Here is a 22,224-nt window from a genome sequence, read left to right as displayed (position 1 = left end):
GACTCACGCTACTGGTACCCCGCGGAGGGTGCGAGCAGACCCCGCTACGACTACGGTCGACGCGCTGCGAGGCGGACGGCGCCGGTGAGGGGCAATCACCGGTAGAATCATTCGAGACGAAGGGGTGTGAGTGTGAAGGATCTGGTCGACACCACGGAGATGTATCTCCGGACGATCTACGACTTGGAAGAAGAGGGCGTCGTCCCCCTTCGAGCACGTATTGCCGAACGACTCGAGCAGAGCGGTCCGACGGTCAGCCAGACCGTTGCCCGGATGGAGCGCGACGGTCTCCTCCTGGTCGCCGGTGACCGCCACCTGGAACTGACGGAGAAGGGCCGCGAACTGGCGGTGTCGGTGATGCGGAAGCACCGCCTCGCCGAGCGGCTGCTGGTCGATGTCATCGGCCTCAAATGGGAAGAGGTTCACGCGGAGGCGTGCCGCTGGGAGCACGTCATGAGCGAAGAGGTGGAACGGCGCCTGGTGGAGGTGCTGAACAATCCGACGACGTCGCCGTACGGCAACCCGATTCCGGGGCTCGCGCAGCTCGGGCTCGACCGCCCGGTCGACGCCCCCGAGACGCTGATCCGTCTCACCGACGTACCGCCCGGCAAACCGACCGCGGTCGTGGTCCGGCGCCTCGCCGAGCACGTGCAGTCGGATCCGGACGTCATCGGCCAGCTGCGGGAGGCGGGCGTGGTGCCCGACGCGCGTGTCACCGTCGAGACCAAGCCCGGTTCGGTCACGATCACGGTGCCCGGCCACAGCGGTTTCGATCTGTCCGAGGAGATGGCACACGCCGTCCAGGTGAAGCAGGTTCAGGGATAGTCGATGAAACTTCTGGTCACGGGCGGCGCCGGCTACGTCGGCAGCGTCTGCAGCACAGTCCTGCTCGAACGAGGACACGAGGTCGTCGTCGTCGACGACCTGTCCACCGGTAACGCCGACGCGGTGCCGCTCGGGGCCGAGTTCGTCGAGGGCGACGTCGCGGAGGTGGTGTCGGACGTACTCGGCACGGGCGGCACTCCCCGCTTCGACGGCGTCCTGCACTTCGCGGCGCAGTCGCTGGTCGGCGAGTCCGTCGAGTATCCCGAGAAGTACTGGCGCGGCAACGTCGTCACCACGCTGGAACTTCTGGAGGCCATGCGGAATTCGGGGACGCAGAAGCTGGTGTTCTCGTCGACGGCCGCCACCTACGGCGAGCCCGAGCACTCGCCGATCACGGAGGCCGACCCCACTCGGCCCACCAACCCGTACGGGGCGACGAAACTCGCGATCGACCATGCCATCACGTCGTACTCGGTGGCGCATTCGCTCGCGGCGACCAGCCTGCGGTACTTCAACGTCGCGGGCGCGTACAAGTCGGCCGGTGAGAACCGGGTCGTCGAAACTCATTTGATTCCTCTCGTGCTCCAGGTCGCGCTCGGCCAGCGGGAGAAGATCTCCATCTTCGGCACCGACTGGCCCACGCCGGACGGAACCGCGATCCGCGACTACATTCACGTACTCGACCTCGCCGAGGCGCACGTGCTGGCACTGGAGTCGTCGATCGAGGGCAGGCACCGGATCTACAATCTCGGTAGCGGTGCGGGTTTCAGTGTGCGCGAGGTCATCTCGGCATGTGCCCGGGTCACCGGGCTGCCCATCGCGGTCGAGGACGCGCCACGCCGGGCAGGCGATCCTGCCGTGCTGGTGGCATCGAGCGACCGTGCCATCGCGGAGCTCGGGTGGCGTCCGGAGCACACCGACCTCGACGAGATCGTCGCCGACGCCTGGACCTATCTGCAGAATCTGGGCGACCGGTCGCACGCGGCACGTCGCTGACGCCGGCTCAGCCGGCGAGGGGCGGGGGCAGCACGACACCGACCGCGCTCGCGCGTTCGTAACCGACGTCGGCCAGTCCCCGCACCTCCGCCGGCCGCATTCCGCTGTGCAGTGCACCGTCCAGCAGGGTGGCCAGTACGTGCCCCGGCTCCGCGTCCAGTGCGGCGTCCAACGCGATGCCGGCGAACGGCCCGTCCCCCCGCAGGTAGGCGCTGTAGCCGAGCAGCGCCGCCGGGTTCGCGCGTTCCGGGTCGGGTAGGTTGCGGGCCAGGAGAATCCACAATTGCTCGGCATCCTCGGCGAACGGGCCGACGGCGAGCGCGAGCACACTGTCCCGGACGGTGACATTGTCCAGCGCGAGCGCGAGTTCCGCGTACTCCGGCGCGAGGAGCCTCTCACCGGACGACACCCGCGCCACGTGTGTCAGCACAAGTTCGAGCTCGAGCCGATGGCAGCGATCCGGCATGGACGATCGCTCTGCCAGTTCCCTTCGCAGCAGCGAGGACGGGCGGCCACGTTCGATGAGAGCGGCGATCTGCATCCGTTCGAGCACCGGCCCCACCTCGATCATGGCCTCCATCTCCTCGCGCGAGGCGCGGATAGGCCTGCCCTCGAGGACCCGCGCGAGCGCGACGCGGGACGCCGCCGGATCGGACTGGACGCCGTAGTTGCCGCCGAAGAGGCTGAACCACGGACCGCCCGAAGCGATCTCCGCCGCAAGGAAGACATCGAGAAGGTCGGTCGACGTGAAGTCGAGGAGCTCCTCGAATTCTTCGACGATCGCGGACAATTCGTCGAGACAGAGCGCGGACGGGCCGGTGAAACGGTCGTCGACGAGAACCAGGATCACCCCGCCGGCGCGGTCGCGCTCACAGACGGTGGCGAACTGGCCGAGCGCCGCGCACATCGTCGGGGTCGGCTCTCCGGCACCTCCGAGGACCAGGTCGTGTCTCATGACCGCGCCGACCGAACTGGTGCGCTTCCCGGTCAGGCACACCGCCACGATCGACCGGGCCGGCCGGAATCCGAGCAGCGCGGGAACCGAGGCGAGGAGGTCGCCCGGAGCGGACAGCGTGACCGTGTGCTGCCGCGGGGGCGGTCCCCCGCCGGGGTCGCCGGAGTAGTCGGAACTGTGCGGAAATGCCGGAGTCGTCATGCACCAGACTCTGATCGGTCCATGCCCCCGGCCACGGAACGCGACCTGGGCAAATGCACAGGCCTGTGGATGAGCGCTCGGTTGTGGACAACCGGCCCGCCACGCCGGGCGGACGCGCCGATCGCCGGGAGAGTCGTCGGAGCCGTGTGCTAGGGCCTGCTCAACTGTTCTGCACCTTCTGCACCGCCGCGGTGAACACCTCGTCGAGCGCGACGGTGTCGGCTTTCGCGTCGCCGAACGACATGAACGTCGCCGACACCCGCACGTCGCCGACCTGGGCGATCAACGTGATCATCGACTGGGTGACCTTCTCGTTGTCGTTACCCGACCTGACGGTCCGCCGGAGCGCCAGCGTGTCGTCGGCGCGGACGGGAGGCGCAGGCGTGATCTCGGTGGTGACGGTGGACTCGGCGCCGTTGTCGGTCACCGTGACGTCGCCGCATCGCTCCGTCTGCGCGGCCAGTTCGTCCAGGGGTGTGTCGGTCTTGGTGAGTTCGATCGAGATCGTCGAACGGCTCGCATTGTCCGTGCCCACGGCCATGACCGTGCCGGTCGGTCCGAAGTCCTGCGCCGGCGGCGCGCAGTCCGCGGGATCGACGACGGCACCCTGCGATACGCCTGTCAGGTCGGGCGCGGCCATCGCCACCGCCTGGGCGGGGAGCACGATCGCCTCGTACCGGGCCGGGAAGTCGGAGGGGTCGACCAGGAGCTTCGACAACCCCTTTCCGGACGGCGAACCGACGGCGATGGCCGTACTCGGCTGTGCGACCCCGGAGACCGTCGAGGAGCACCCGGACAGGAGCGCTGCGGCCGCGGACAGCGCGACCACGGGGACAACGATGGCCCTTCGTACCGCTGTGCGCCGAGACCTCACCGTCGACCTCCCGTGTCGGATCCGTGGCAGCCCCGCCCGGGGTGCCCCTTTTCCGCCACTCTGCCACGCCGGTGCACCGGCAGCGGGGAGGCTGCGGGTCAACTGCCGCGGGCGATCCACTCCTCCAGATGCGGGGCCTCGGCTCCGATGCTGGTGCCGTCGCCGTGTCCGGTGCGCACCGTCGTCGACGCCGGCAGCGCGAACAGACGGTCGCGGATGGACCCGATGATCGTCGGAAAGTCCGAGTAGGACCGCCCGGTGGCGCCGGGGCCTCCGGAGAACAGGGTGTCGCCGCTGAACAACTCCCCCGCCTCGGGGAGGTACAGGCAGCACGAACCCGGCGAGTGACCGGGAGTGTGCAGTACCCGGATGTCGGTCCCGGCCACCGGGATCTGCTGCTCGTCCTCGATCGGTGTGTACGCGACGGCGGTGTGCGTCTGCCGCCACAGCACGTCGTCGGCCGGGTGGAGGTAGAGGGGAGCATCGAGCGCTGCCGACAATTCGGGTGCCACCGTGACGTGGTCGTTGTGCCCGTGTGTGCAGACGATGGCCCGCACCTTCCGGCCGCCGACCGCCGCGACGATGGGTTCGGCGGAATGGGCGGCGTCGACGACCACCACTTCTGAGTCGTCGCCGACGATCCACACGTTGTTCTCGACGTCCCACGTGCCGCCGTCGAGGCTGAAGGTTCCGGACGTGACCACTCGGTCGATGCGCACGCTCACGACGCGACCGCCGATCGCCGCACCCGGCCGGCAAATGCGTCTCCCCGACTCGACATCGTGCACCTCCAGAAACGTCGTCCCGCTCGGACCGTGCCGTTCTCACAGTGCCACAATTCACGTGCGGGATCTCGCTGTGGGCGAACACCGAACGGCCCGGGGCGGGAATTATCGGTCGAGCGGGGCGTGTTCCCCCAGAGCAGGCCGTCCGAGAGCAAAGTCCGACGTATCGATGCCGGAGACGATAGGGGACACTGGAGGCCAGGCACGAAGGAGAAGAGGTCTGTAATGGACGAACAGTCGAAGATGTACGAGCTGGAGTTCCCGGCGCCGCAATTGTCCTCCGCGGACGGGCAGGGACCTGTGCTGATCCACGGACTCGAGGGTTTCTCCGACGCCGGCCACGCCGTCAAACTCGCCACCACGCATCTCCGCGAGAGCCTGGAGAGCGAACTGGTCGCCTCTTTCGCGGTCGACGAGCTAGTCGACTACCGCTCACGTCGGCCCACGATGACGTTCAAGGCCGATCATTTCTCGGACTACGACCAGCCCGAGCTGAACCTGTACGCCCTGAAGGACACGGCGGGAACCCCGTTCCTCCTGCTGGCAGGCATGGAACCCGATCTGCGCTGGGAGCGGTTCACCACGGCGGTGCGGCTGCTGGCCGAGCAGCTCGGGGTGCGCCGGACCGTGGGGATCAACGCCATCCCGATGGCCATCCCGCACACCCGTCCGCTCGGAGTGACGGCTCATTCCACCAACAAGGACCTGATCAAGGATCATCAGCGCTGGTCGGGCGAGCTGCAGGTGCCGGGCAGCGCCTCCTCGCTGATCGAGTTGCGGATGGCGCAGCACGGACACGAGTCGGTGGGATTCTCCGTTCACGTCCCGCATTACCTGGCTCAGACGGACTACCCCGGGGCCGCCGAAACCCTCCTCGAGAACGTGAGTGACGTCACCGCCCTCGACCTGCCGCTGACCGCGCTGGGCGAGGCGGCCGCACGCGTCCGCGAACAGGTCGACGAGCACATCGCGGGTAACGAGGAGGTACAAACCGTCGTCCATGCCCTGGAGCGCCAGTACGATGCGTACGTGACGGCTCAAGAGCAGCAGTCCACACTTCTGGCCAGCGAAGAAGATCTTCCGAGCGGTGACGAACTCGGCGCGGAGTTCGAGCGTTTCCTCGCCGAACAGGCGATGCAGGACGGCAACGGCGGCGACTCCGACGAGGAGGGGGGATCACCGGGCGGGGCATGACCGGCAAGTGGTTGTGCGGCCGCCACGCGGACACTGTGCGGCCGCACGGTCCGGTTGTTCACCCGACACCCGGTGCAATAGCGTCGAGGTGAAGCGGATGATTGAGCTGTCAACATTCGGGCATTGCACCTAGTTCAGGAGGCGACATGAGCGACAATCGCATTCGTAAGCTCAGGCCTGTTCCGAACGCCGAAACCCGCATGATGTTCCGCACCATCCACGGTTACCGCCGTGCGTTCCGCATGGCGGGCGAGGGCCCCGCACTGCTGCTGATCCACGGCATCGGCGACAACTCGTCCACGTGGACCGAGATCATCCCGCACCTCGCCAAGAACTACACCGTCATCGCACCCGACCTGCTCGGTCACGGGCGTTCCGACAAACCGCGGGCCGATTACTCCGTCGCGGCGTACGCCAACGGCATGCGCGACCTCCTGTCCACCCTGGGCATCGACAAGGTCACCGTCGTCGGTCACTCGCTCGGCGGCGGGGTCGCCATGCAGTTCTCCTACCAGTTCCCGCAGATGGTCGACCGGCTCGTCCTGGTGTCGGCGGGCGGGGTCACGAAGGACGTGCACCCGCTTCTGCGCCTCGCGTCGGTCCCGGTGGTCAACGAGGCGCTGAAATTGCTGCGCATTCCGGGTGCGATGCCCACCGTCCGGCTGGTCGGCAATGTGCTGAGCCAGCTGAACGGAACGCGGCTGCGTCCCGGTGCGATGCTGCACGACACACCCGACCTGGTACGGGTACTGGCCGAGTTGTACGACCCCACCGCGTACGAGGCCTACCTGCGCACCCTGCGGGCCGTCGTCGACTGGCGTGGCCAGGTCGTCACCATGCTCGACCGATGTTATCTGACCGAGAACCTGCCGGTGCAGCTCATCTGGGGCGATCAGGACGCCGTCATCCCGGTGAGCCACGCCCACCTGGCGCACGCGGCCATGCCCGGCTCACACCTCGAGATCTTCCGCGGCGCAGGCCATTTCCCGTTCCGCGACGACCCGATGCGGTTCCTGCGCACCATCGAGAAGTTCCTGTCGGGAACGCATCCCTTGCAATTCGACGAAGCGAAGTGGCGGCAGATGCTCGTCACCGGCGTCGGCGAGAGCACCATCACCGGCAGTGCGTCCACCCGCATGGCGGTCCTGGACGCGATGGGATCGGACGAACGCAGCGCGACCTAGGCCCGGCGGCGGCGTACCGGCGTCCGGCTAGCCTGTAGCAGTGCTTCTCTCCGACCTGATCCCCGGGAACGCGGATTCCGATTCCGTTTTCGACGCTTTTACCTCGTGGACCGAAGATCGAGGTCTGACGCTCTATCCCGCCCAGGAAGAGTCGGTCATGGAGTTGGTGTCCGGGGCCAACGTGATCCTCGCGACACCCACCGGATCCGGCAAGTCCATGGTGGCGGTCGGCGCGCACTTCTACGCGATGGCCACCGGCAAGCGCACGTTCTACACGGCCCCGATCAAGGCCCTCGTCAGCGAGAAGTTCTTCGCCCTGTGCGAGGTGTTCGGCGCGGAGAACGTCGGCATGATGACCGGCGACGCCGCGGTCAACTCGCGGGCACCCATCATCTGCGCAACCGCCGAGATCGTCGCGAACCTCGCACTGCGGGAGGGCCCGGACTCCGACATCGGCCAGGTGGTGATGGACGAGTTCCACTTCTACTCCGAGCCCGACCGCGGGTGGGCGTGGCAGGTCCCCCTCGTCGAACTCCCCCGCGCCCAGTTCCTGCTCATGTCGGCCACGCTCGGCGAGGTCGACTTCTTCTCGTCCGACCTCACCCGGCGGACCGGACGCCCCACTACCGTCGTGGCCGGCACCGAGCGGCCCGTGCCCCTCCTGTTCTCGTATGCCACGACCCCCGTGAGCGAGACCATCGAGGAACTGGTCACCACCAACCAGGCCCCGGTCTACGTCGTCCACTTCACCCAGGCCGCCGCCCTGGAACGCGCCCAGGCCCTGACCAGCGTCAACTTCTGTTCGCGCGAGGAGAAGGACGCGATCGCCGAAGCGCTTGGCGGATTCCGCTTCACCACCGGATTCGGCAAGACCCTCTCACGCCTCGTCCGGCACGGCATCGGCGTCCATCACGCGGGGATGCTGCCGAAGTATCGCCGTCTCATCGAGAAACTGGCGCAGGACGGTCTGCTGAAGGTCATCTGCGGCACCGACACTCTCGGTGTGGGGATCAACGTCCCCATCCGCACCGTCCTCCTCACCGGGCTGACCAAGTTCGACGGCACCCGCACGCGGCACCTCCGCGCCCGGGAGTTCCATCAGATCGCGGGCCGGGCCGGACGCGCCGGCTACGACACCCTCGGCACCGTCGTGGTGCAGGCCCCCGAACACGAGGTCGAGAATCTGCGCGCGCTGGCGAAGGCCGGCGACGACCCCAAGAAGCGCCGGAAGGTGCAGCGGAAGAAGGCACCAGACGGCTTCGTCTCGTGGAGCGAGGCCACGTACGACCGGCTCGTCGCCGCGTCCCCCGAACCGCTCACGTCGCGGTTCTCCGTCTCGAACTCCATGCTGCTCAACGTGATCGCCCGACCGGGTAACTGCTTCGAGTCGATGCGGCACCTGCTCGAGGACAACCACGAGTCCCGGCCGGCGCAGCGCAAGCACATCCTCAAGGCGCTGTCGCTGTACCGCGGGCTGATCGACGCCGGCGTGGTGCAACGGCTCGACGAGCCCGACGCCGACGGCCGCATGGCCCGGCTCACGATGGAACTCCAGCGCGACTTCGCGCTGAATCAGCCGCTGTCCCCGTTCGCCCTCGCCGCCCTCGAACTCCTCGACGCCGAATCCGATTCGTACGCGCTGGACGTGGTCTCGGTGATCGAGTCGACCCTCGACGACCCGCGGCAGGTCCTCATGGCGCAGCAGCACTTCGCCCGCGGGGAGGCGGTCGCGCAGATGAAGGCCGACGGGATCGAGTACGAGGAGCGGATGGAGCTTCTCGAGGAGGTCACCTGGCCCAAGCCCCTCGCCGAATTGCTGTTTCCCGCGTTCGAGATGTACCGCGGTGGTCATCCGTGGATTTCGGAGTTCGCACTGTCACCCAAGTCGGTCGTGCGGGACATGGTCGAGCGTGCCATGACGTTCGCCGAAATGGTCAGCCATTACGGCCTGGCCCGTTCCGAAGGACTCGTGCTGCGTTATCTCGCGGATGCGTATCGCGCACTGCGCCAGACCGTTCCGACCGAGGCCCGGACGGAGGAGCTCGACGACCTCATCGAGTGGCTCGGCGAGCTGATCCGCCAGGTGGATTCGAGTCTGCTCGACGAGTGGGAGCAACTCACCGACCCCGGCGCCGAGGGGGACGAGCAGCAGGTCGCGTTCGGAGCCGATGTGCCGCGCCCGATTTCGGCGAACACGAGAGCATTCCGGGTGATGGTGCGCAACGCCATGTTCCGGCGTATCGAACTCGCGTCCCGACGGCGGTGGGCCGAACTCGAGGGGCTCGACGACGGCATCGATGCGGACGAGTGGGAGGACCAGCTCCAGCCGTACTTCGACGAGTACGACTCGCTCGGTACCGGCCCGTCGGCGCGCGGCCCCCAGCTGTTCCAGGTGGAGACCGCGCCCGAGCTGTGGCGGGTCCGGCAGGTCCTCGAGGACCCGCAGGGCGATCACGGGTGGGCGCTGACGGCGGTCGTCGACCTTCCCGAATCCGACGCGGCCGGTGAAGTCATCTTCGACGAACTCAGCATCGTCGAGGGATAGCGGTCAGGAACGCGGCCGGCGGGGCTGATCGCGCCGCGCCGCGTTCTTCTCCTTGATCCGGACGGCCTCCTTGCGGACCTCCGCCTGGGTGGCACGCTCCTGTTGCAGCCAGTCGGGGCGATCCGCCATCAGTGCGTCGATCTGCTCGGTCGTGAGCGCCTCGGTGACCCCGCCTCGGGCGAGGCCCGCGATCGATACGCCCAGTTTCGCCGCGACCACCGGCCGCGGGTGCGGGCCGTTGCTGCGCAGCGCGAGCAGCCACTCGGGCGGGTCGCTCTGCAGGGCGCTCAGTTCGTCGCGGGACACGACACCCTCCTGGAACTCCGCGGGGGTGGCCTCGAGGTACACACCCAGCTTCTTCGCCGCGGTGGCGGGCTTCATAGTCTGGGGGCTCTTGTGCGACGTCATGGTGTCAAGAGTAACGAGCGTCCGCGGTGCCGTTGACCGAGGCCGGTAGCCTGGCGGGGTGACAGACGCGGACGCATCCCCTTCCTTCCGGCTCGCGTACGTCCCGGGGGTGACCCCCACCAAGTGGGTGCGGATCTGGAACGAACGGCTGCCCGACGTGCCGCTCGCCCTCGTGGCGGTGTCCGCCGCCGAGGCGCCTGATCAGCTGCGTGGCGGCGGAGCGGACGCCGGCCTGGTGCGGTTGCCGATCGACCGGACCGGGCTCAGCGCCATCCCCCTGTACACCGAGATCCCGGTGGTGGTGGCACCGAAGGACCACGTCGTGGCCGCGGTGGACGAGGTGTCGGTCGCGGATCTGGACGACGAGATCGTGCTCCACCCGCTCGACGACACCCTCGAGTGGGGCGCGGTGCCGGGACGGCCCGCCCAGGACCGGCCGGCCACGACGGGCGACGCCATCGAACTGGTTGCGGCGGGGATCGGGCTGCTCGTCGTGCCGCAGTCGCTGGCCCGGCTCCATCACCGCAAGGATTTGATCTATCGGACCGTGACGGACGGCCCGGAATCGCGGATCGCGTTGTCGTGGGCCGAGGACGAGACCACCGACTTGGTGGAGGAGTTCATCGGCATCGTCCGCGGCCGGACCGTCAACAGCTCCCGGGGGCGCACTCCGACTCCGGCCCAGCCGAAGAAGAAGCGTCCAGCGGCGGCGGCCCCGCGACAGAAGCCCGCCGCGGGGGCCAAGACGTCGCGGTCAGGTTCCGGAACCAAGGGCGGCAAGCGGGGCAAGCCCCGGCGGCGGTCCTGACCCCGGCCCGTCAGGCCGGTGCCATCTTCGTGAGCAGGCCGGCGAGTTGCCCGTAGTTGTCTGCACGGGCGCTGGACGAGCGGAACACGAGGCCGATCGTGCGGCCGGGAGCCGGCGCCGCGAAGCGGGCGGTCGCGAGCTGCCCCCGGCCAGTCTCCACCTGGACGGCGGATTCCGGCACCAGGGTCACCCCGAGTCCACCGGCGACGCATTGCACCACCGTGGACAGCGACGTGGCGCGGGTGTCGCCCGCCACCGGGTGCACGTCGACCGAGCGGCACAGATCGAGGGTCTGGTCGCGCAGGCAGTGCCCCTCGTCGAGCAGCAGGAGCGGAAGCTCGTCCAGCATCCGCGGCGAGATGTCGGTGCGACCCGCGAGCGCGTGCCCCTCCGGCACGACCATCACGAAATCCTCTGTGTACAAGGGAATGTCGACGAGACCGCTGACACCGCTCGGCAACGCCAGCACCGCGACGTCGAGCGCGCCCACCCGCAATGCCTCCAGAAGTCGCGCCGTCTGATCCTCGATGACCTGCGGCTCGAGGGCGGGCATCTCCTCGCGTAGCGCCGGCAGCAGGGCCGGCAGGACGTACGGGGCCACGGTGGGGATCAACCCGATCCGCAGCGGTCCGGCCAACCGGTCGCCGACGCCCGCGGCCGTCGCGACGAAACCGTCGGCGGCCTCGAGGATCACCTTGGCCTGACCGAGGAGCCGCTCCCCCGCCGCGGTGACGAGGACGCGGCGAGTGCTGCGCTCGATCAGCTGCACGCCGAGCCCGTTCTCCAGGGCGGCCAGCGACTGCGACAGGGTGGGTTGACTCACACTCAATCGTGCTGCCGCCGTGCCGAAGTGGCGGTACTCCGCGACAGCCACGAACGCACGCAGCTGTGACAGGGTGGGTTGATAACTCTGATCGGCCATGCCTATCAGTCTAAACGTCATCCATCACCCGACCCTTTCGACGGGTTTCGTCCGGAGGGAATCACCCCGGACCGCGCCGACCCTCGCCGACGTGCGCGTCCGGCACACGTGGTTCACCGACGCGCCGGAGCGATAGGGTGCATCAATGCCCATCCACGTAGACGTCGTCCGGGTGTTCACCGACGACAAAGGACGCCACGGCAATCCGCTCGGCATCGTCGACGCGTCGACCGTCCCGCCCGAGGACCGGCAGTCCGTCGCCGCCGCACTCGGGTACAGCGAGACGATCTTCGTCGACATCCCCGGGCCCGGCGACGAGCACGCGTCCGCCCGGATCTTCACCCCCACGACCGAACTCCCCTTCGCCGGACATCCCACCGTCGGGCTGTCCTGGTGGCTGCACGAGCGCGGCGCCTCGGTGAACACGCTCGACGTCCCCGCGGGCCCCGTCGCCACCCGGAGTTCCGGCGCGATCACATGGGTGCGGGCCCGTCCCGAGTGGGCGCCCGAGTTCTCGCTGTACCCCATGGACAGTGTGCGCCAGGTCCAGACGGCGGACCCGAAGAGATTCGGCGCCGGACACCACTACCTGTGGGCCTGGACGGACAAGGTCGAGCATTCGATCCGGTCGCGAATGTTCGCCCCGGACATGGGTATCACCGAGGACGAGGCCACCGGGGCCGCTGCCGTCCGCATCACCGCGCACCTGCGGCACGCCCTCCTGATCACCCAGGGCAAGGGCTCCGAACTGCGCACCACCTACGATTCCGCCGGCTGGGTCGAGGTCGGCGGACGGGTTCACCCCGAGAAGTCACGCACCGTCTGACGCGGGCCCGCCGCGTCGTCCCGCGGCGAGGTCGGCGGCGCTCAGCGTCACCTCGATCTCCCGGCCCAGCGTCACACCGGGTGCGAGGGGAAGCTTGTCGCCGCTCCAGAATCTTCCGGGGTCGTACCAATTGGTGCGCCGCCGGCCGATGAGCAGACCCATCTCCTCGTACGTCTGCGCGACCACCTCGGCGCAGTAGGCACTTTCGAGGCTCCCCGACCGCACCTGCCGACGCCCCTTCCCCGGCAGGCGCCCGCCGAACCATCGCGAGGCGAGTCTCGCCGTCGACGGGAACGGCGTTCCGTCGAGCCGCGCGATGGTCCGCAGCAACGCGTCCTCCTGCTGCGCGGTCGCAGGTTCGGCGAGCTGACGCAGCCAGCCCCGCTGCCCGTACCGCGCTCCCCACACCTGGACGGCGGAATGCAGGTCGTGGAGTTGCACACCCCGCTGGAAGCGGCCGGTCCACATGTCCTGCAACGAATGCCCGAGTTCGGCGTGCCACATCAGCGGCGGGAGGTCCTCCAGGACCACCGACATGCCGACGTGGTTGACCGGGCTGTTCGTCAGGGTCTGAATCGCCCTGTCCGCCGGGGACTCTCCGCGGAAGATCCAGATGTCACCGGTGCGGGTGACCTCGACCGCGGTGTCGAGGTCGATGGTGGAGCCGTGTCGTCGTGCGTCCGTGTGCCGTGGCGCGTGCATGGCACCTAGCCTAGAAGGATGCGACCTCGCGGCAGGCAATGGTGGAAACTTCTCGGACTCGCCGGAATGGTGGGCGTGGCCGCGACCGGAGTCGTTGCGGTCCGCGCGGATCGGCAACGCAAGGCGTACACGCCCGACGAGGTGCGGACGCGTCTTCACGAGCGCTACACCCGCGCGTACGCGGCGCACGACGGGCAGACGGAGATCGAGCTGACCGAGCCGACGTGGCGGGACCGGGTCACCTGTGCCCTGCGCCGGGTCCGCGGGCGGGGCACCGGCAGCGATCAGCCCAGCGCCCGGCGGATGCCGTCGGCGAGCTGACCGACCTGCTCGTCCGTCATGACGAACGACGGCGAGATCTGCATGGCACCCTGACCGGCGGCACGGCCCGAGATTCCGTGTTCACGCAATGTGCTCACGAACGGGAGAGCTTCCGCCGGATCGGCCAGCTGCACCGCCGCGACGGCACCGAGTCCACTGCGCACCTCCTCGACCCGCGGGTGGTCGGCGAGCGGCGCGAGGTGCTCGTGCAGTGACGCCTCGAGCCGCTTCGACTCCGCCAGCAGATTTTCCCGCTCGATGATGTCGAGGTTGGCGAGAGCGGCCGCCGCCGCGCCGGCATGACCGCCGTAGGTGTAGCCGTGCCGCCACCAGACTCCGCCGGCGAAGAACGGCTCGGCCACGCGGGGCGCGATGAACACCGCACCCATCGGGACGTAGCCGGACGTGAGCCCCTTCGCCGTCGTCATCATGTCGGGCTGTAGGTCGAATCGCGTCGACGCGAACCACTCGCCGCCGATACGGCCGAATCCGGTGACCACCTCGTCGACGACGAACAGGATGTCGTGTTCGCGGCAGATGTCGCGGACCTCCGCGAGGTACCCCTCCGGCGGCAGGTACACGCCGCCCGCGCCGATGACAGGCTCGCAGAAGAACGCGGCGATCTTGTCGGCGCCGATCTTCTCGATCAGTTCGAGCAGGCTCTTGGCGTCGTTCCAGGCGACCGTCGCGGCGTCGGCCATCAACTCGCCGTAGCCCTCGCGGTTGACGGGAATACCGGCCAGCGCGGTTCCCGCGACGTGCATTCCGTGATACGCCTTCTGGCGGCCGACCACGATCGTCTTGGCCGGCTTGCCCATCTCGTGCCAGTAGCGGCGCGCGAGCTTGGCCGCCGTGTCCACCGAATCCGAGCCGCCCGAGGTGAAGAAGATCTTGCTCCCGGGCACCGGCGCGATGGTGGCGAGGCGATCGGCCAGGGTCGCGGTGGTCTCGGGAACGAAGTCACCGAAGTTCGAGAAGTGGGCCATCGTCCGCAACTGTTCCGCAACGGCGTCCGCGATCTCCGCACGCCCGTGCCCGACGTTGGTGAACCACAGACCCGCAGTCGCATCGAGGTACCGGTTGCCACGGTTGTCCCAGATGTATGCGCCCTCGCCGCGGGACACCACGAAGGCGCCCTTCTGTTCCACCGCGCCCATATCCGCGAATCCGTGCCACAGTGCCGACGCCATGCTCATCCCTTCGTGAAACCCCACCCCAGGCGACTATGCCACGGCGCCCCGGCTCGGATCCGGTCGCGTCACTTCTGCACGAGTGCGGTGGGGTGCGCTTCCGTGTCGACACCCGGTATCCCGCGACCGCGGATGGACGCGCCCGCCGTCTCGGCCACGAAGTACAGCGCGACGAGACCGATTCCGCAGGCGGCCATCATGTAGAACGCGGGCATGAGCGTGTTTCCGGTCCAGTCGATGAGCAGTTCGTTGACCGCGGGGGCCGTGCCGCCGAACAGCGAGGTGGACACGTTGTACGCGATGGCGAAGCCGGCGAACCGCACGTGGGTCGGGAACATCGCCGGGAAGGTCGCCGAGATCGTGGACAGCTGCAGCACGTACAGCAACCCGAGAACCGCGAACGCCAGGATCGCCCATCCGAAACCCTGACGCATCAGCAGATACATCGGGACGGCGAGCACGATCAGTCCCACGAGGGAGCCGTACCACAACGGTTTCCGGCCCACCCGGTCCGACAACCCGCCCGCGAACGGAATGACGGCCATCATCACGAGTTGCCCCACGATGAACAACGTCAGCGATGCGGTGGACGACAGTCCGATCTGTGTTTCCAGATAGGTCGGCATGTAGCTCAGCAGGGTGTAGTTGGTGACGTTCAACGCGATGACGAGACCGCCGAGCAGCAGCAACGGCTTCCAGTACTCGGTCACCAGGTCCTTGAACTCGTGGGTCGTCCCCGACTCCACCGCGCCCTCCGCGTCCAGTTCGCGGAAGACGGGTGTCTCCTCGAGCTTGGTCCGCAGGTACAGACCGATCAAACCCATCGGGCCGGCGATGAGGAACGGGATCCGCCATCCCCACGTGGACATGAACGGGTCGGAGGAGAACAGTTCCACCACCAGCACCACGATGGCACCGAGCGCGTAACCACCGAGGGTGCCGAATTCGAGGAAGCTCCCGCAGAAGCCGCGCTTGCGGTCGGGCGAGTACTCGGCCATGAACGTTGCCGCTCCGCCGTATTCGCCGCCGGTCGAAAAGCCCTGGATCATGCGCAGCAGCACGAGCAGAAGCGGCGCCCACACACCGATGACGTCATAACCGGGCACCAGACCGACGCAGAACGTCGCACCCGCCATCATGACGATCGTCAGCGCGAGTACCTGGCGGCGGCCGAGCCGGTCACCCAGCGGACCCCACACCAGACCGCCGAGCGGACGCACCACGAACGACACCGCAAACACGAGCAGGGCGTACAGCGTGGCCGAACCGGTATCGCCGGGAAAGAACGCGGCCGAGATGTAGGTGACGGTGAACGCATAGACACCGTAGTCGAACCACTCGGTGGCGTTGCCCATCGCCGACGCTGCGATCGCACGACGGAGAACACCTGGTGGGAGCGTTTCCTGCTCGGCTGACGCATTCGCAGATGCCATAGATCCCGCCTCCTGAGGCCGGTGTTCGCGTGCCCTCATTGTGTCCCGAGTGACACGTGTTGTCGTCGCTTTGCGGTTTACAGAGACACCGAGTACCCGCCCTGGACGGTGTTCAGTCACCGGACGCGGGGGTAACCGCAACCCATGACCAGCCGAATCATCGCCATTGCCGTCGACTGCCGGGACTCGGAATCACTGGCACGATTCTGGTGCGAGGCCCTGGGCTACCCGTCGACCCGCCGGCGGACGGACGCAGGGCAACGAATTCTGCGTGCTACCGGAACGTGGGACCGACGGCGGGACGACGGCGTGAGCCCCTCCACCAGGCGGCGGGCCCGCCATGAGAGAGCCAGTGCCGTACGTGGTCGACGGAGTCGACGACCACCCGGACCCACTCGTCCCAGGCAGTTTGGGTGGGAAGCGTTTCGACGGCTCGGGTCAGGAGACGATCGATCGCATCCGACACGACGTCCGCGCGTTCGAGCTGCACCATGTGTCCCGCACCGGGCACCTTCACCAGTTCCGTGTCCGGCAACACGCCGGCGATGGCCTTCGAATAGCGGAACGGGGTCAGGACGTCCCGATCGCCGCACACGACGAGCGTCTCGATCGGTGCAAGCAACGGCACGGCCGCCGTCTCGTCGTGGTTCTTGAACGACGGCAGGAAGTCGACGAGCGTCTTCAGCGAGGTGTCGTTGATCATCTGCTCGGAGTGCCACATGATGGCCGGGCTGATGCTGCGGTCGCCGAACGACGCAGACCTCAGGATCGGCGCCAGCACCCTCTTGCTCGCGCCGCGACCGCTCTGTACCACGCGGGGCAGGTGCCGGGCCGCGGTGCTGAATCCCGCGACGACCGGCGTGTTGAGGGTCCGGGCAAGTCCCACATCGCCCAGCTTCTCCGCCGCGGTGGCGATCAGCCCCACCCCGACGACGCGCGAGCCGATCAGATCGGGGTGCTGCCCCACGTACGAGAGGACGGCCATCCCGCCCATCGAGTGGCCCACCAGCACGATCGGACCCTCGGGCACGAGCGCCCGGATCACGGCGTCCACATCCTGCGCGAGGTGCGGGATCGTGCACGTGTCGCGGCGCGGCATCCCGGAATTGCCGTGCCCCCGCAGGTCGAAGAACACCATGCGAATCGTGGAGCCCCACGTCTCCTCCAGCCGGACCCGCTGGAAGTGCCACCCCGTCATCCGATTGCAGAAGCCGTGCACGAACACCACCGTCAGCGGAGCGAACTCGGGACCGACCTCCCGCACCGCCAGCGGTACTCCGTCGTCGGCGGCAACCACACTCCCGCGGTCGCGGCTGAGCAGGTCGAACGTCTCGCCTGCGAACTCGTCGAACATAATCTCCCAGCCGTTGCCGAAGTCACGGATGATGTCGCGGACGCCTGTCCAGCTGAGGATAGCGCGGCCCGCGAATCGTCCGCGCGCAACTTCGCCGCTACCGGACCTCGCCGTACCGGCGACGCGCACCGAGACGTCCCACCGCATTCACGGCGAGCGCCATCAACGCCATGGCGAGCAACAACACGACCGCGGTGACGGCCAACTGGAGGTAGCCCTGTTCCCGCGGATCGAGGAACGGGTACGGATACCAGTCGACGATCGGACCGCGGATCAGCGAATAGACGCCGTAGACGACGGGAAACACCAGCCAGCTCAGACACCGGGCGTCGGTGATCCGCACCCGAGACGGCGCGATCACCCAATCGACCAGCAGGACGAGCGGGAGCAACCGGTGCAGTGCGGTGTTGATCCAGGCGTCCTGCAGCATCACGTCGACCTGTGCCAGCAACACCGCATACACGATTCCCGTGATGACCATGTACAGCGTCGTCGCACCACGGAACAGCTGCCAGCCCCGCGACTGCGGATCCCGGACGGCACCGATCAGGAGGACGACGACGGCGAGGATGTTGCTCTCGATGGTGAAGTAGCTGAGGTAGTTGGCCGGCGAGAAGTCGGGGCTGCCGGCATTGCGGACGGGAATCCACAGCAACGCGATCAGCCCGTAGACAGCGAAGACCGCCCGCAGAACCCGAACGATCCTCTGACCTCGCAGATCCGTGACGACGGCAGCGTCCATGCGCCGATACTCGCACATGGGCGGGCGCGGCACGGGCCGATCCACCGCGCCCGCTAGGCTGGGGTCCAGCATGTCCACCACAGCACCCAGCCGACGGGAACTGAAGAACAGCCTCGGCGACCTCACCCTGCGTGACGAACACCGGCTCCGCCGGCGACTCGACCGTGCGCGCACGCCCGACGCGCTCGCCTCCCTGTCCGACGAGATCGCCGCCGCCCGCGGACGCGTCGCACGACGACACGACAGCGTCCCCGCGATCGATTACCCCGACTCGCTGCCCGTCAGTCAGCGCCGCGACGACATCGCACAGGCGATCTCCGAAAACCAGGTCGTCATAGTGGCGGGCGAGACGGGATCCGGCAAGACGACGCAGATCCCGAAGATCTGCCTCGAGCTCGGCCGCGGTGTTCGCGGACTCATCGGACACACCCAGCCCCGCCGACTCGCGGCACGGACGGTCGCCGAACGGATCGCCGAGGAACTTCACAGCGAACTCGGTGAGACCGTCGGCTACACCGTGCGATTCACCGACCAGGTGTCGGACGGCACGCTGGTGAAGCTGATGACGGACGGAATCCTGCTCGCCGAGATCCAACGCGACCGGATGCTCCGCCGGTACGACACGCTGATCATCGACGAGGCCCACGAACGCAGCCTCAACATCGACTTCATTCTCGGGTACCTGCGGCAGCTCCTCCCCCGCCGTCCCGATCTGAAGGTGATCATCACGTCGGCCACCATCGACCCGCAGCGTTTCGCGCAGCACTTCGCCGCCGACGGTGTGCCCGCCCCCATCGTCGAGGTGTCCGGGCGCACCTTCCCCGTCGAAATGCGGTACCGGCCACTCACGGTGGACGTCGGCGATCAGAGCTTCGACCGTGACCCCGTCGACGCGGTGTGTGAAGCGGTCGAGGAACTCTCCGGCGAGGGCGACGGCGACATCCTGGTCTTCCTCTCCGGCGAACGGGAGATCCGCGACACCGCCGACGCACTGCGCGATCGCAGACTGCGCGGCACCGAGATCGTGCCTCTCTACGCCCGCCTGTCCGCGGCCGAACAGCACAGGGTGTTCACACCCCACACCGGGCGCCGGGTCGTGCTGTCGACCAACGTCGCGGAAACGTCCCTCACTGTGCCCGGCATCAGGTACGTCGTGGATCCCGGAACCGCTCGCATCTCCCGGTACTCGGTGCGCACCAAGGTGCAGCGCCTGCCCATCGAACCGATCTCGCAGGCGTCCGCCCGCCAGCGTTCCGGACGCTGCGGCCGTGTGGCCGAAGGCATCTGCATCCGGCTCTACTCCGAGGAGGACTTCGAGGCGAGACCGGCGTTCACGGAACCGGAGATCCTGCGCACCAACCTCGCGTCCGTCATTCTCCAGATGACCGCGCTCGGCCTCGGCGACATCGCCGCGTTCCCGTTCGTCCAGCCGCCGGACCCGAGGGCCGTCCGCGACGGCATCGGCCTGCTCGAGGAACTCGGCGCGATCGAACGGAAAGCCCAGAACGAGCAACCCGTCCTCACCGCGGTCGGACGCGAACTCGCGCAGATCCCCGTCGATCCGCGGATGGCCCGGATGCTCGTCGAGGCGCACCGCAACGGCTGTCTGGCCGAGGTGCTCGTCATCGTCTCCGCCCTGTCGATCCAGGACGTGCGGGAACGTCCCGCCGAGTTCCAGCAGGCGGCCGACGAGAAGCACGCTCGATTCACCGTCGAGAATTCCGATTTCCTCGCGTTCCTCGAACTGTGGAAGTACCTGCGCGAGCAGCGGAACGAGCTGTCCTCCAACCAGTTCCGGAAGATGTGCCGCAACGAGTTCCTGCACTGGCTGCGGATCCGCGAATGGCAGGACCTGCACGGTCAGCTTCGTCAGATCACTCGCGGGCTCGGTTGGAACACCAGCGACACCCCGGGCGGCGAAGCGGCGATCCACCAGTCCCTGCTCGCGGGCCTGCTGTCGCACATCGGACTGCGCGAGGGCGACAAACGCGACTTCCTCGGGGCCCGGGGAAGCCGCTTCGCGGTGTTCCCCGGCTCCAGTCTGTTCAAGAAGCCGCCGCGGTGGGTCATGGCCGCCGAACTCGTCGAGACGTCCCGCCTATGGGCGCGGATGTCGGCCCGGATCGAACCCGAGTGGGCCGAGAAGCTTGCCCCCCATCTCGTGAAACGTACGTACTCCGAACCGCACTGGTCCTCCAAGCGCGGCGCGGCCATGGCCTATGAACGCGTGACGCTGTACGGGATTCCGCTCGTCGCCCGGCGCGCGGTCACCTACAGCACCATCGACCCCGAGACGTCGCGTGACCTGTTCATCCGCCACGCGCTCGTGCAGGGCGAATGGCAGACGCAGCACGCGTTCTTCCACGCCAACCGCGCGCTCCTCGACGATGTCGAGGAACTCGAGCATCGTGCCCGCCGGCGCGACATCCTCGTGGACGACGACACCCTCTACGACTTCTACGACCGGCGCGTCGGCCCGGAGGCAGTCTCGGCCCGGCATTTCGACTCCTGGTGGAAGGTCGCCCGCCGAACGACGCCCGACCTCCTCACGTTCACGCAGGCGACGGTCGTCAACGCCGAATCGGCCACGGTCCTCGGCGGCGCCTACCCCGATGCATGGCGTCAGGGCGACATGCAGTTTCCCCTCACGTACCAGTTCGAGCCGGGCAACGAGGACGACGGAGTCACGGCACGGATCCCGATCGCCCTGCTGGCGGGCCTGCGCCCGGTCGGCTTCGACTGGCTCGTCCCCGGCATGCGCGTCGAACTCGTCACCGCCCTCATCAAGACTCTCCCGAAGACCCTTCGCCGACAGGTCGTTCCGGCGCCGGACTTCGCGGCTGCGGCGCTGGCGGCCGTGAAACCCCGCTCCGAACCGCTGACCGCCGCGATGGCACGCGAATTGTCCCGGCTCGGCGCGTGCCGCATCGATCCCAAGGACTTCGACGTCACCGCTCTCCCCGATCACCTGCGGATGACGTTCGCCGCCGTGGACGAGAAGGGCGCCGTCCTCGGCCGGGACAAGGACCTCGTGTCGCTGCGCAAGGCGCTCGCCCCCCGCGTCCAGGTGGAAGTCGCGAAGGCGGCGTCGAATTCGGAGCGCCCGCCCGCACTCACGTGGACCCCCGCCACCCTCGGTTCCCTCGAGGCCACCGTGACACGCGAACTCGGCGGCCAGAAGGTCACCGGCTACCCCGCTCTGGTCCCGGAAGGTGACGGTGTCGCCGTCCGCGTCCTCAGTACCGCTTCCGCTCAACGAGCCGCGATGCGCGCCGGGACGCGCCGGTTGCTGCTCGCCGCCGTTCCCACCCAGGCGAAAACGGTCACGTCCGGTCTGAGCAATGCACAAAGGCTGGCGCTCGGGCAGAACCCCGACGGCAGCCTCGACGCCCTGATCGACGACTGCCGCAACTCCGCAGCCAACCAGTTGATCGCCGCACACGGCACGCCGGTGCGCACACCGGACGAGTTCGACGCGCTGGTGAAGACGGCGCGCGCGGAGATGGCCCGGGACGTGGCGGTGCTCCTGCGACTGGTGGCGCCGGTGCTGGAAGCGGACCATCGGCTGGCCGTCGTCCTGGACCGCGCCACCGGTGAGGCCGCCGACGACGTGCGGGAACAACGGCAGTCGCTGCTCTTTCCCGGATTCGTCGCCGACATCGGCGCGACTCGCCTCCGCGAACTGCCCCGCTACCTCACTGCCGCAGTCACCCGTCTCGAAGCGTTCCCCGGGAGCGCACTCCGCGACCAGAAGGGGATGGACACCCTCGACCGGGTGTACGCCGACTACGAACGCATGCTCGCGGCGCTACCGGAGGAGCGACACAATTCGCCGGAAGTCGACGCGATTCACTGGATGATCGAGGAACTGCGGGTCAGCCTGTTCGCCCAGACACTCGGCACGCCTGTCCCGGTCTCCGAAAAGCGTGTGACGAGCGCCATGCAGAAAGTGCGCTGAC

At 68.1% G+C, this 22,224-nt stretch carries 19 protein-coding genes and 1 pseudogene; 10 read left to right on the top strand and 10 right to left on the bottom strand.

The window, feature by feature from the left end:
• Positions 1–132 precede the first annotated feature (132 nt).
• Together ACFTWF_RS01270 and galE are read left to right on the top strand one after the other, a co-directional pair.
• Complete coding sequence (locus ACFTWF_RS01270) at positions 133–825, top strand: metal-dependent transcriptional regulator (RefSeq protein WP_073360025.1); 693 nt, start codon at positions 133–135, stop codon at positions 823–825.
• A 3-nt stretch (positions 826–828) separates the two neighbouring features.
• A complete protein-coding gene (gene galE / locus ACFTWF_RS01265; protein ID WP_378459484.1) occupies positions 829–1,821 on the top strand; it encodes a UDP-glucose 4-epimerase GalE in 993 nt (330 codons plus the stop codon).
• Between the two features lie 7 nt (positions 1,822–1,828).
• Here the strand turns inward: galE and ACFTWF_RS01260 are convergent, their stop codons facing one another.
• The 3 genes from ACFTWF_RS01260 to ACFTWF_RS01250 all read right to left on the bottom strand — a co-directional run bounded on the left by ACFTWF_RS01260 (position 1,829) and on the right by ACFTWF_RS01250 (position 4,576).
• Positions 1,829–2,977 carry a DUF4192 domain-containing protein gene (locus tag ACFTWF_RS01260; RefSeq protein ID WP_378459483.1) on the bottom strand — a complete coding sequence of 383 codons (1,149 nt, stop codon included), beginning with the start codon at positions 2,975–2,977 and terminating at the stop codon, positions 1,829–1,831.
• A gap of 160 nt (positions 2,978–3,137) precedes the next feature.
• Positions 3,138–3,806: a sensor domain-containing protein gene (locus ACFTWF_RS01255; RefSeq protein ID WP_378459482.1), complete on the bottom strand. Its 669-nt coding sequence runs from the start codon at positions 3,804–3,806 to the stop codon at positions 3,138–3,140.
• A 143-nt stretch (positions 3,807–3,949) separates the two neighbouring features.
• On the bottom strand, positions 3,950–4,576 hold the full coding sequence (locus ACFTWF_RS01250; protein ID WP_378459481.1) for an MBL fold metallo-hydrolase: 627 nt from the start codon (positions 4,574–4,576) through the stop codon (positions 3,950–3,952).
• Positions 4,577–4,861: 285 nt separating this feature from the next.
• On the opposite strand from ACFTWF_RS01250, the gene ACFTWF_RS01245 reads away from it, so the two are divergent.
• From ACFTWF_RS01245 to ACFTWF_RS01235, 3 genes are all read left to right on the top strand, one after another.
• Positions 4,862–5,830: a proteasome assembly chaperone family protein gene (locus ACFTWF_RS01245; RefSeq protein WP_378459480.1), complete on the top strand. Its 969-nt coding sequence runs from the start codon at positions 4,862–4,864 to the stop codon at positions 5,828–5,830.
• Between the two features lie 146 nt (positions 5,831–5,976).
• Complete coding sequence (locus ACFTWF_RS01240) at positions 5,977–7,014, top strand: alpha/beta fold hydrolase (protein WP_015890471.1); 1,038 nt, start codon at positions 5,977–5,979, stop codon at positions 7,012–7,014.
• A gap of 40 nt (positions 7,015–7,054) precedes the next feature.
• On the top strand, positions 7,055–9,559 hold the full coding sequence (locus ACFTWF_RS01235) for a DEAD/DEAH box helicase (protein WP_378459479.1): 2,505 nt from the start codon (positions 7,055–7,057) through the stop codon (positions 9,557–9,559).
• 3 nt (positions 9,560–9,562) lie between these two features.
• Here ACFTWF_RS01235 and ACFTWF_RS01230 read toward each other — a convergent pair whose 3' ends face one another.
• Positions 9,563–9,967 (bottom strand): DUF5997 family protein, encoded by a 405-nt coding sequence (locus ACFTWF_RS01230; protein WP_378459478.1) that lies wholly within the window; start codon positions 9,965–9,967, stop codon positions 9,563–9,565.
• A gap of 58 nt (positions 9,968–10,025) precedes the next feature.
• Between ACFTWF_RS01230 and ACFTWF_RS01225 the strand changes: the two genes are divergently transcribed.
• Positions 10,026–10,775 carry a LysR family substrate-binding domain-containing protein gene (locus tag ACFTWF_RS01225; RefSeq protein WP_378459477.1) on the top strand — a complete coding sequence of 250 codons (750 nt, stop codon included), beginning with the start codon at positions 10,026–10,028 and terminating at the stop codon, positions 10,773–10,775.
• A gap of 10 nt (positions 10,776–10,785) precedes the next feature.
• On the opposite strand, the gene ACFTWF_RS01220 is transcribed toward ACFTWF_RS01225, so the two are convergent.
• Positions 10,786–11,697, bottom strand: a complete 912-nt coding sequence (locus ACFTWF_RS01220; protein WP_378459476.1) for a hydrogen peroxide-inducible genes activator — start codon at positions 11,695–11,697, stop codon at positions 10,786–10,788.
• 145 nt (positions 11,698–11,842) lie between these two features.
• Between ACFTWF_RS01220 and ACFTWF_RS01215 the strand changes: the two genes are divergently transcribed.
• Complete coding sequence (locus ACFTWF_RS01215; protein WP_378459475.1) at positions 11,843–12,523, top strand: PhzF family phenazine biosynthesis protein; 681 nt, start codon at positions 11,843–11,845, stop codon at positions 12,521–12,523.
• On the opposite strand, the gene ACFTWF_RS01210 is transcribed toward ACFTWF_RS01215, so the two are convergent.
• Positions 12,509–13,225 (bottom strand): hypothetical protein, encoded by a 717-nt coding sequence (locus tag ACFTWF_RS01210; RefSeq protein WP_378459474.1) that lies wholly within the window; start codon positions 13,223–13,225, stop codon positions 12,509–12,511. The genes ACFTWF_RS01215 and ACFTWF_RS01210 overlap by 15 nt on opposite strands.
• Positions 13,226–13,291: 66 nt before the next feature.
• Here ACFTWF_RS01210 and ACFTWF_RS01205 point away from each other — a divergent pair, with 66 nt between their 5' ends.
• Positions 13,292–13,546, top strand: coding sequence for a hypothetical protein (locus tag ACFTWF_RS01205; RefSeq protein WP_378459777.1), 255 nt, complete (start codon positions 13,292–13,294; stop codon positions 13,544–13,546).
• On the opposite strand, the gene ACFTWF_RS01200 is transcribed toward ACFTWF_RS01205, so the two are convergent.
• Complete coding sequence (locus tag ACFTWF_RS01200; RefSeq protein WP_378459473.1) at positions 13,510–14,742, bottom strand: aspartate aminotransferase family protein; 1,233 nt, start codon at positions 14,740–14,742, stop codon at positions 13,510–13,512. The genes ACFTWF_RS01205 and ACFTWF_RS01200 overlap by 37 nt on opposite strands.
• Positions 14,743–14,804: 62 nt before the next feature.
• Positions 14,805–16,169 (bottom strand): MFS transporter, encoded by a 1,365-nt coding sequence (locus ACFTWF_RS01195; protein WP_378459472.1) that lies wholly within the window; start codon positions 16,167–16,169, stop codon positions 14,805–14,807.
• A 144-nt stretch (positions 16,170–16,313) separates the two neighbouring features.
• Between ACFTWF_RS01195 and ACFTWF_RS01190 the strand changes: the two are divergent.
• Positions 16,314–16,433: pseudogene (locus ACFTWF_RS01190) on the top strand (VOC family protein); the annotation flags it as partial.
• A gap of 10 nt (positions 16,434–16,443) precedes the next feature.
• Here ACFTWF_RS01190 and ACFTWF_RS01185 read toward each other — a convergent pair.
• Positions 16,444–17,523 carry an alpha/beta fold hydrolase gene (locus ACFTWF_RS01185; RefSeq protein ID WP_378459776.1) on the bottom strand — a complete coding sequence of 360 codons (1,080 nt, stop codon included), beginning with the start codon at positions 17,521–17,523 and terminating at the stop codon, positions 16,444–16,446.
• 97 nt (positions 17,524–17,620) lie between these two features.
• A complete protein-coding gene (locus tag ACFTWF_RS01180) occupies positions 17,621–18,265 on the bottom strand; it encodes a Pr6Pr family membrane protein (protein WP_378459471.1) in 645 nt (214 codons plus the stop codon).
• Positions 18,266–18,335: 70 nt separating this feature from the next.
• Here ACFTWF_RS01180 and hrpA point away from each other — a divergent pair, with 70 nt between their 5' ends.
• Complete coding sequence (gene hrpA, locus ACFTWF_RS01175) at positions 18,336–22,223, top strand: ATP-dependent RNA helicase HrpA (protein ID WP_378459470.1); 3,888 nt, start codon at positions 18,336–18,338, stop codon at positions 22,221–22,223.
• Position 22,224 lies beyond the last annotated feature (1 nt).

Source organism: Rhodococcus sp. NPDC056960, assembly GCF_042674125.1.
Lineage (GTDB): Bacteria > Actinomycetota > Actinomycetes > Mycobacteriales > Mycobacteriaceae > Rhodococcus_F.
The sequence above is the reverse complement of the archived record's forward strand: the minus strand, read 5'-3'. Positions and strand labels throughout refer to the sequence as shown.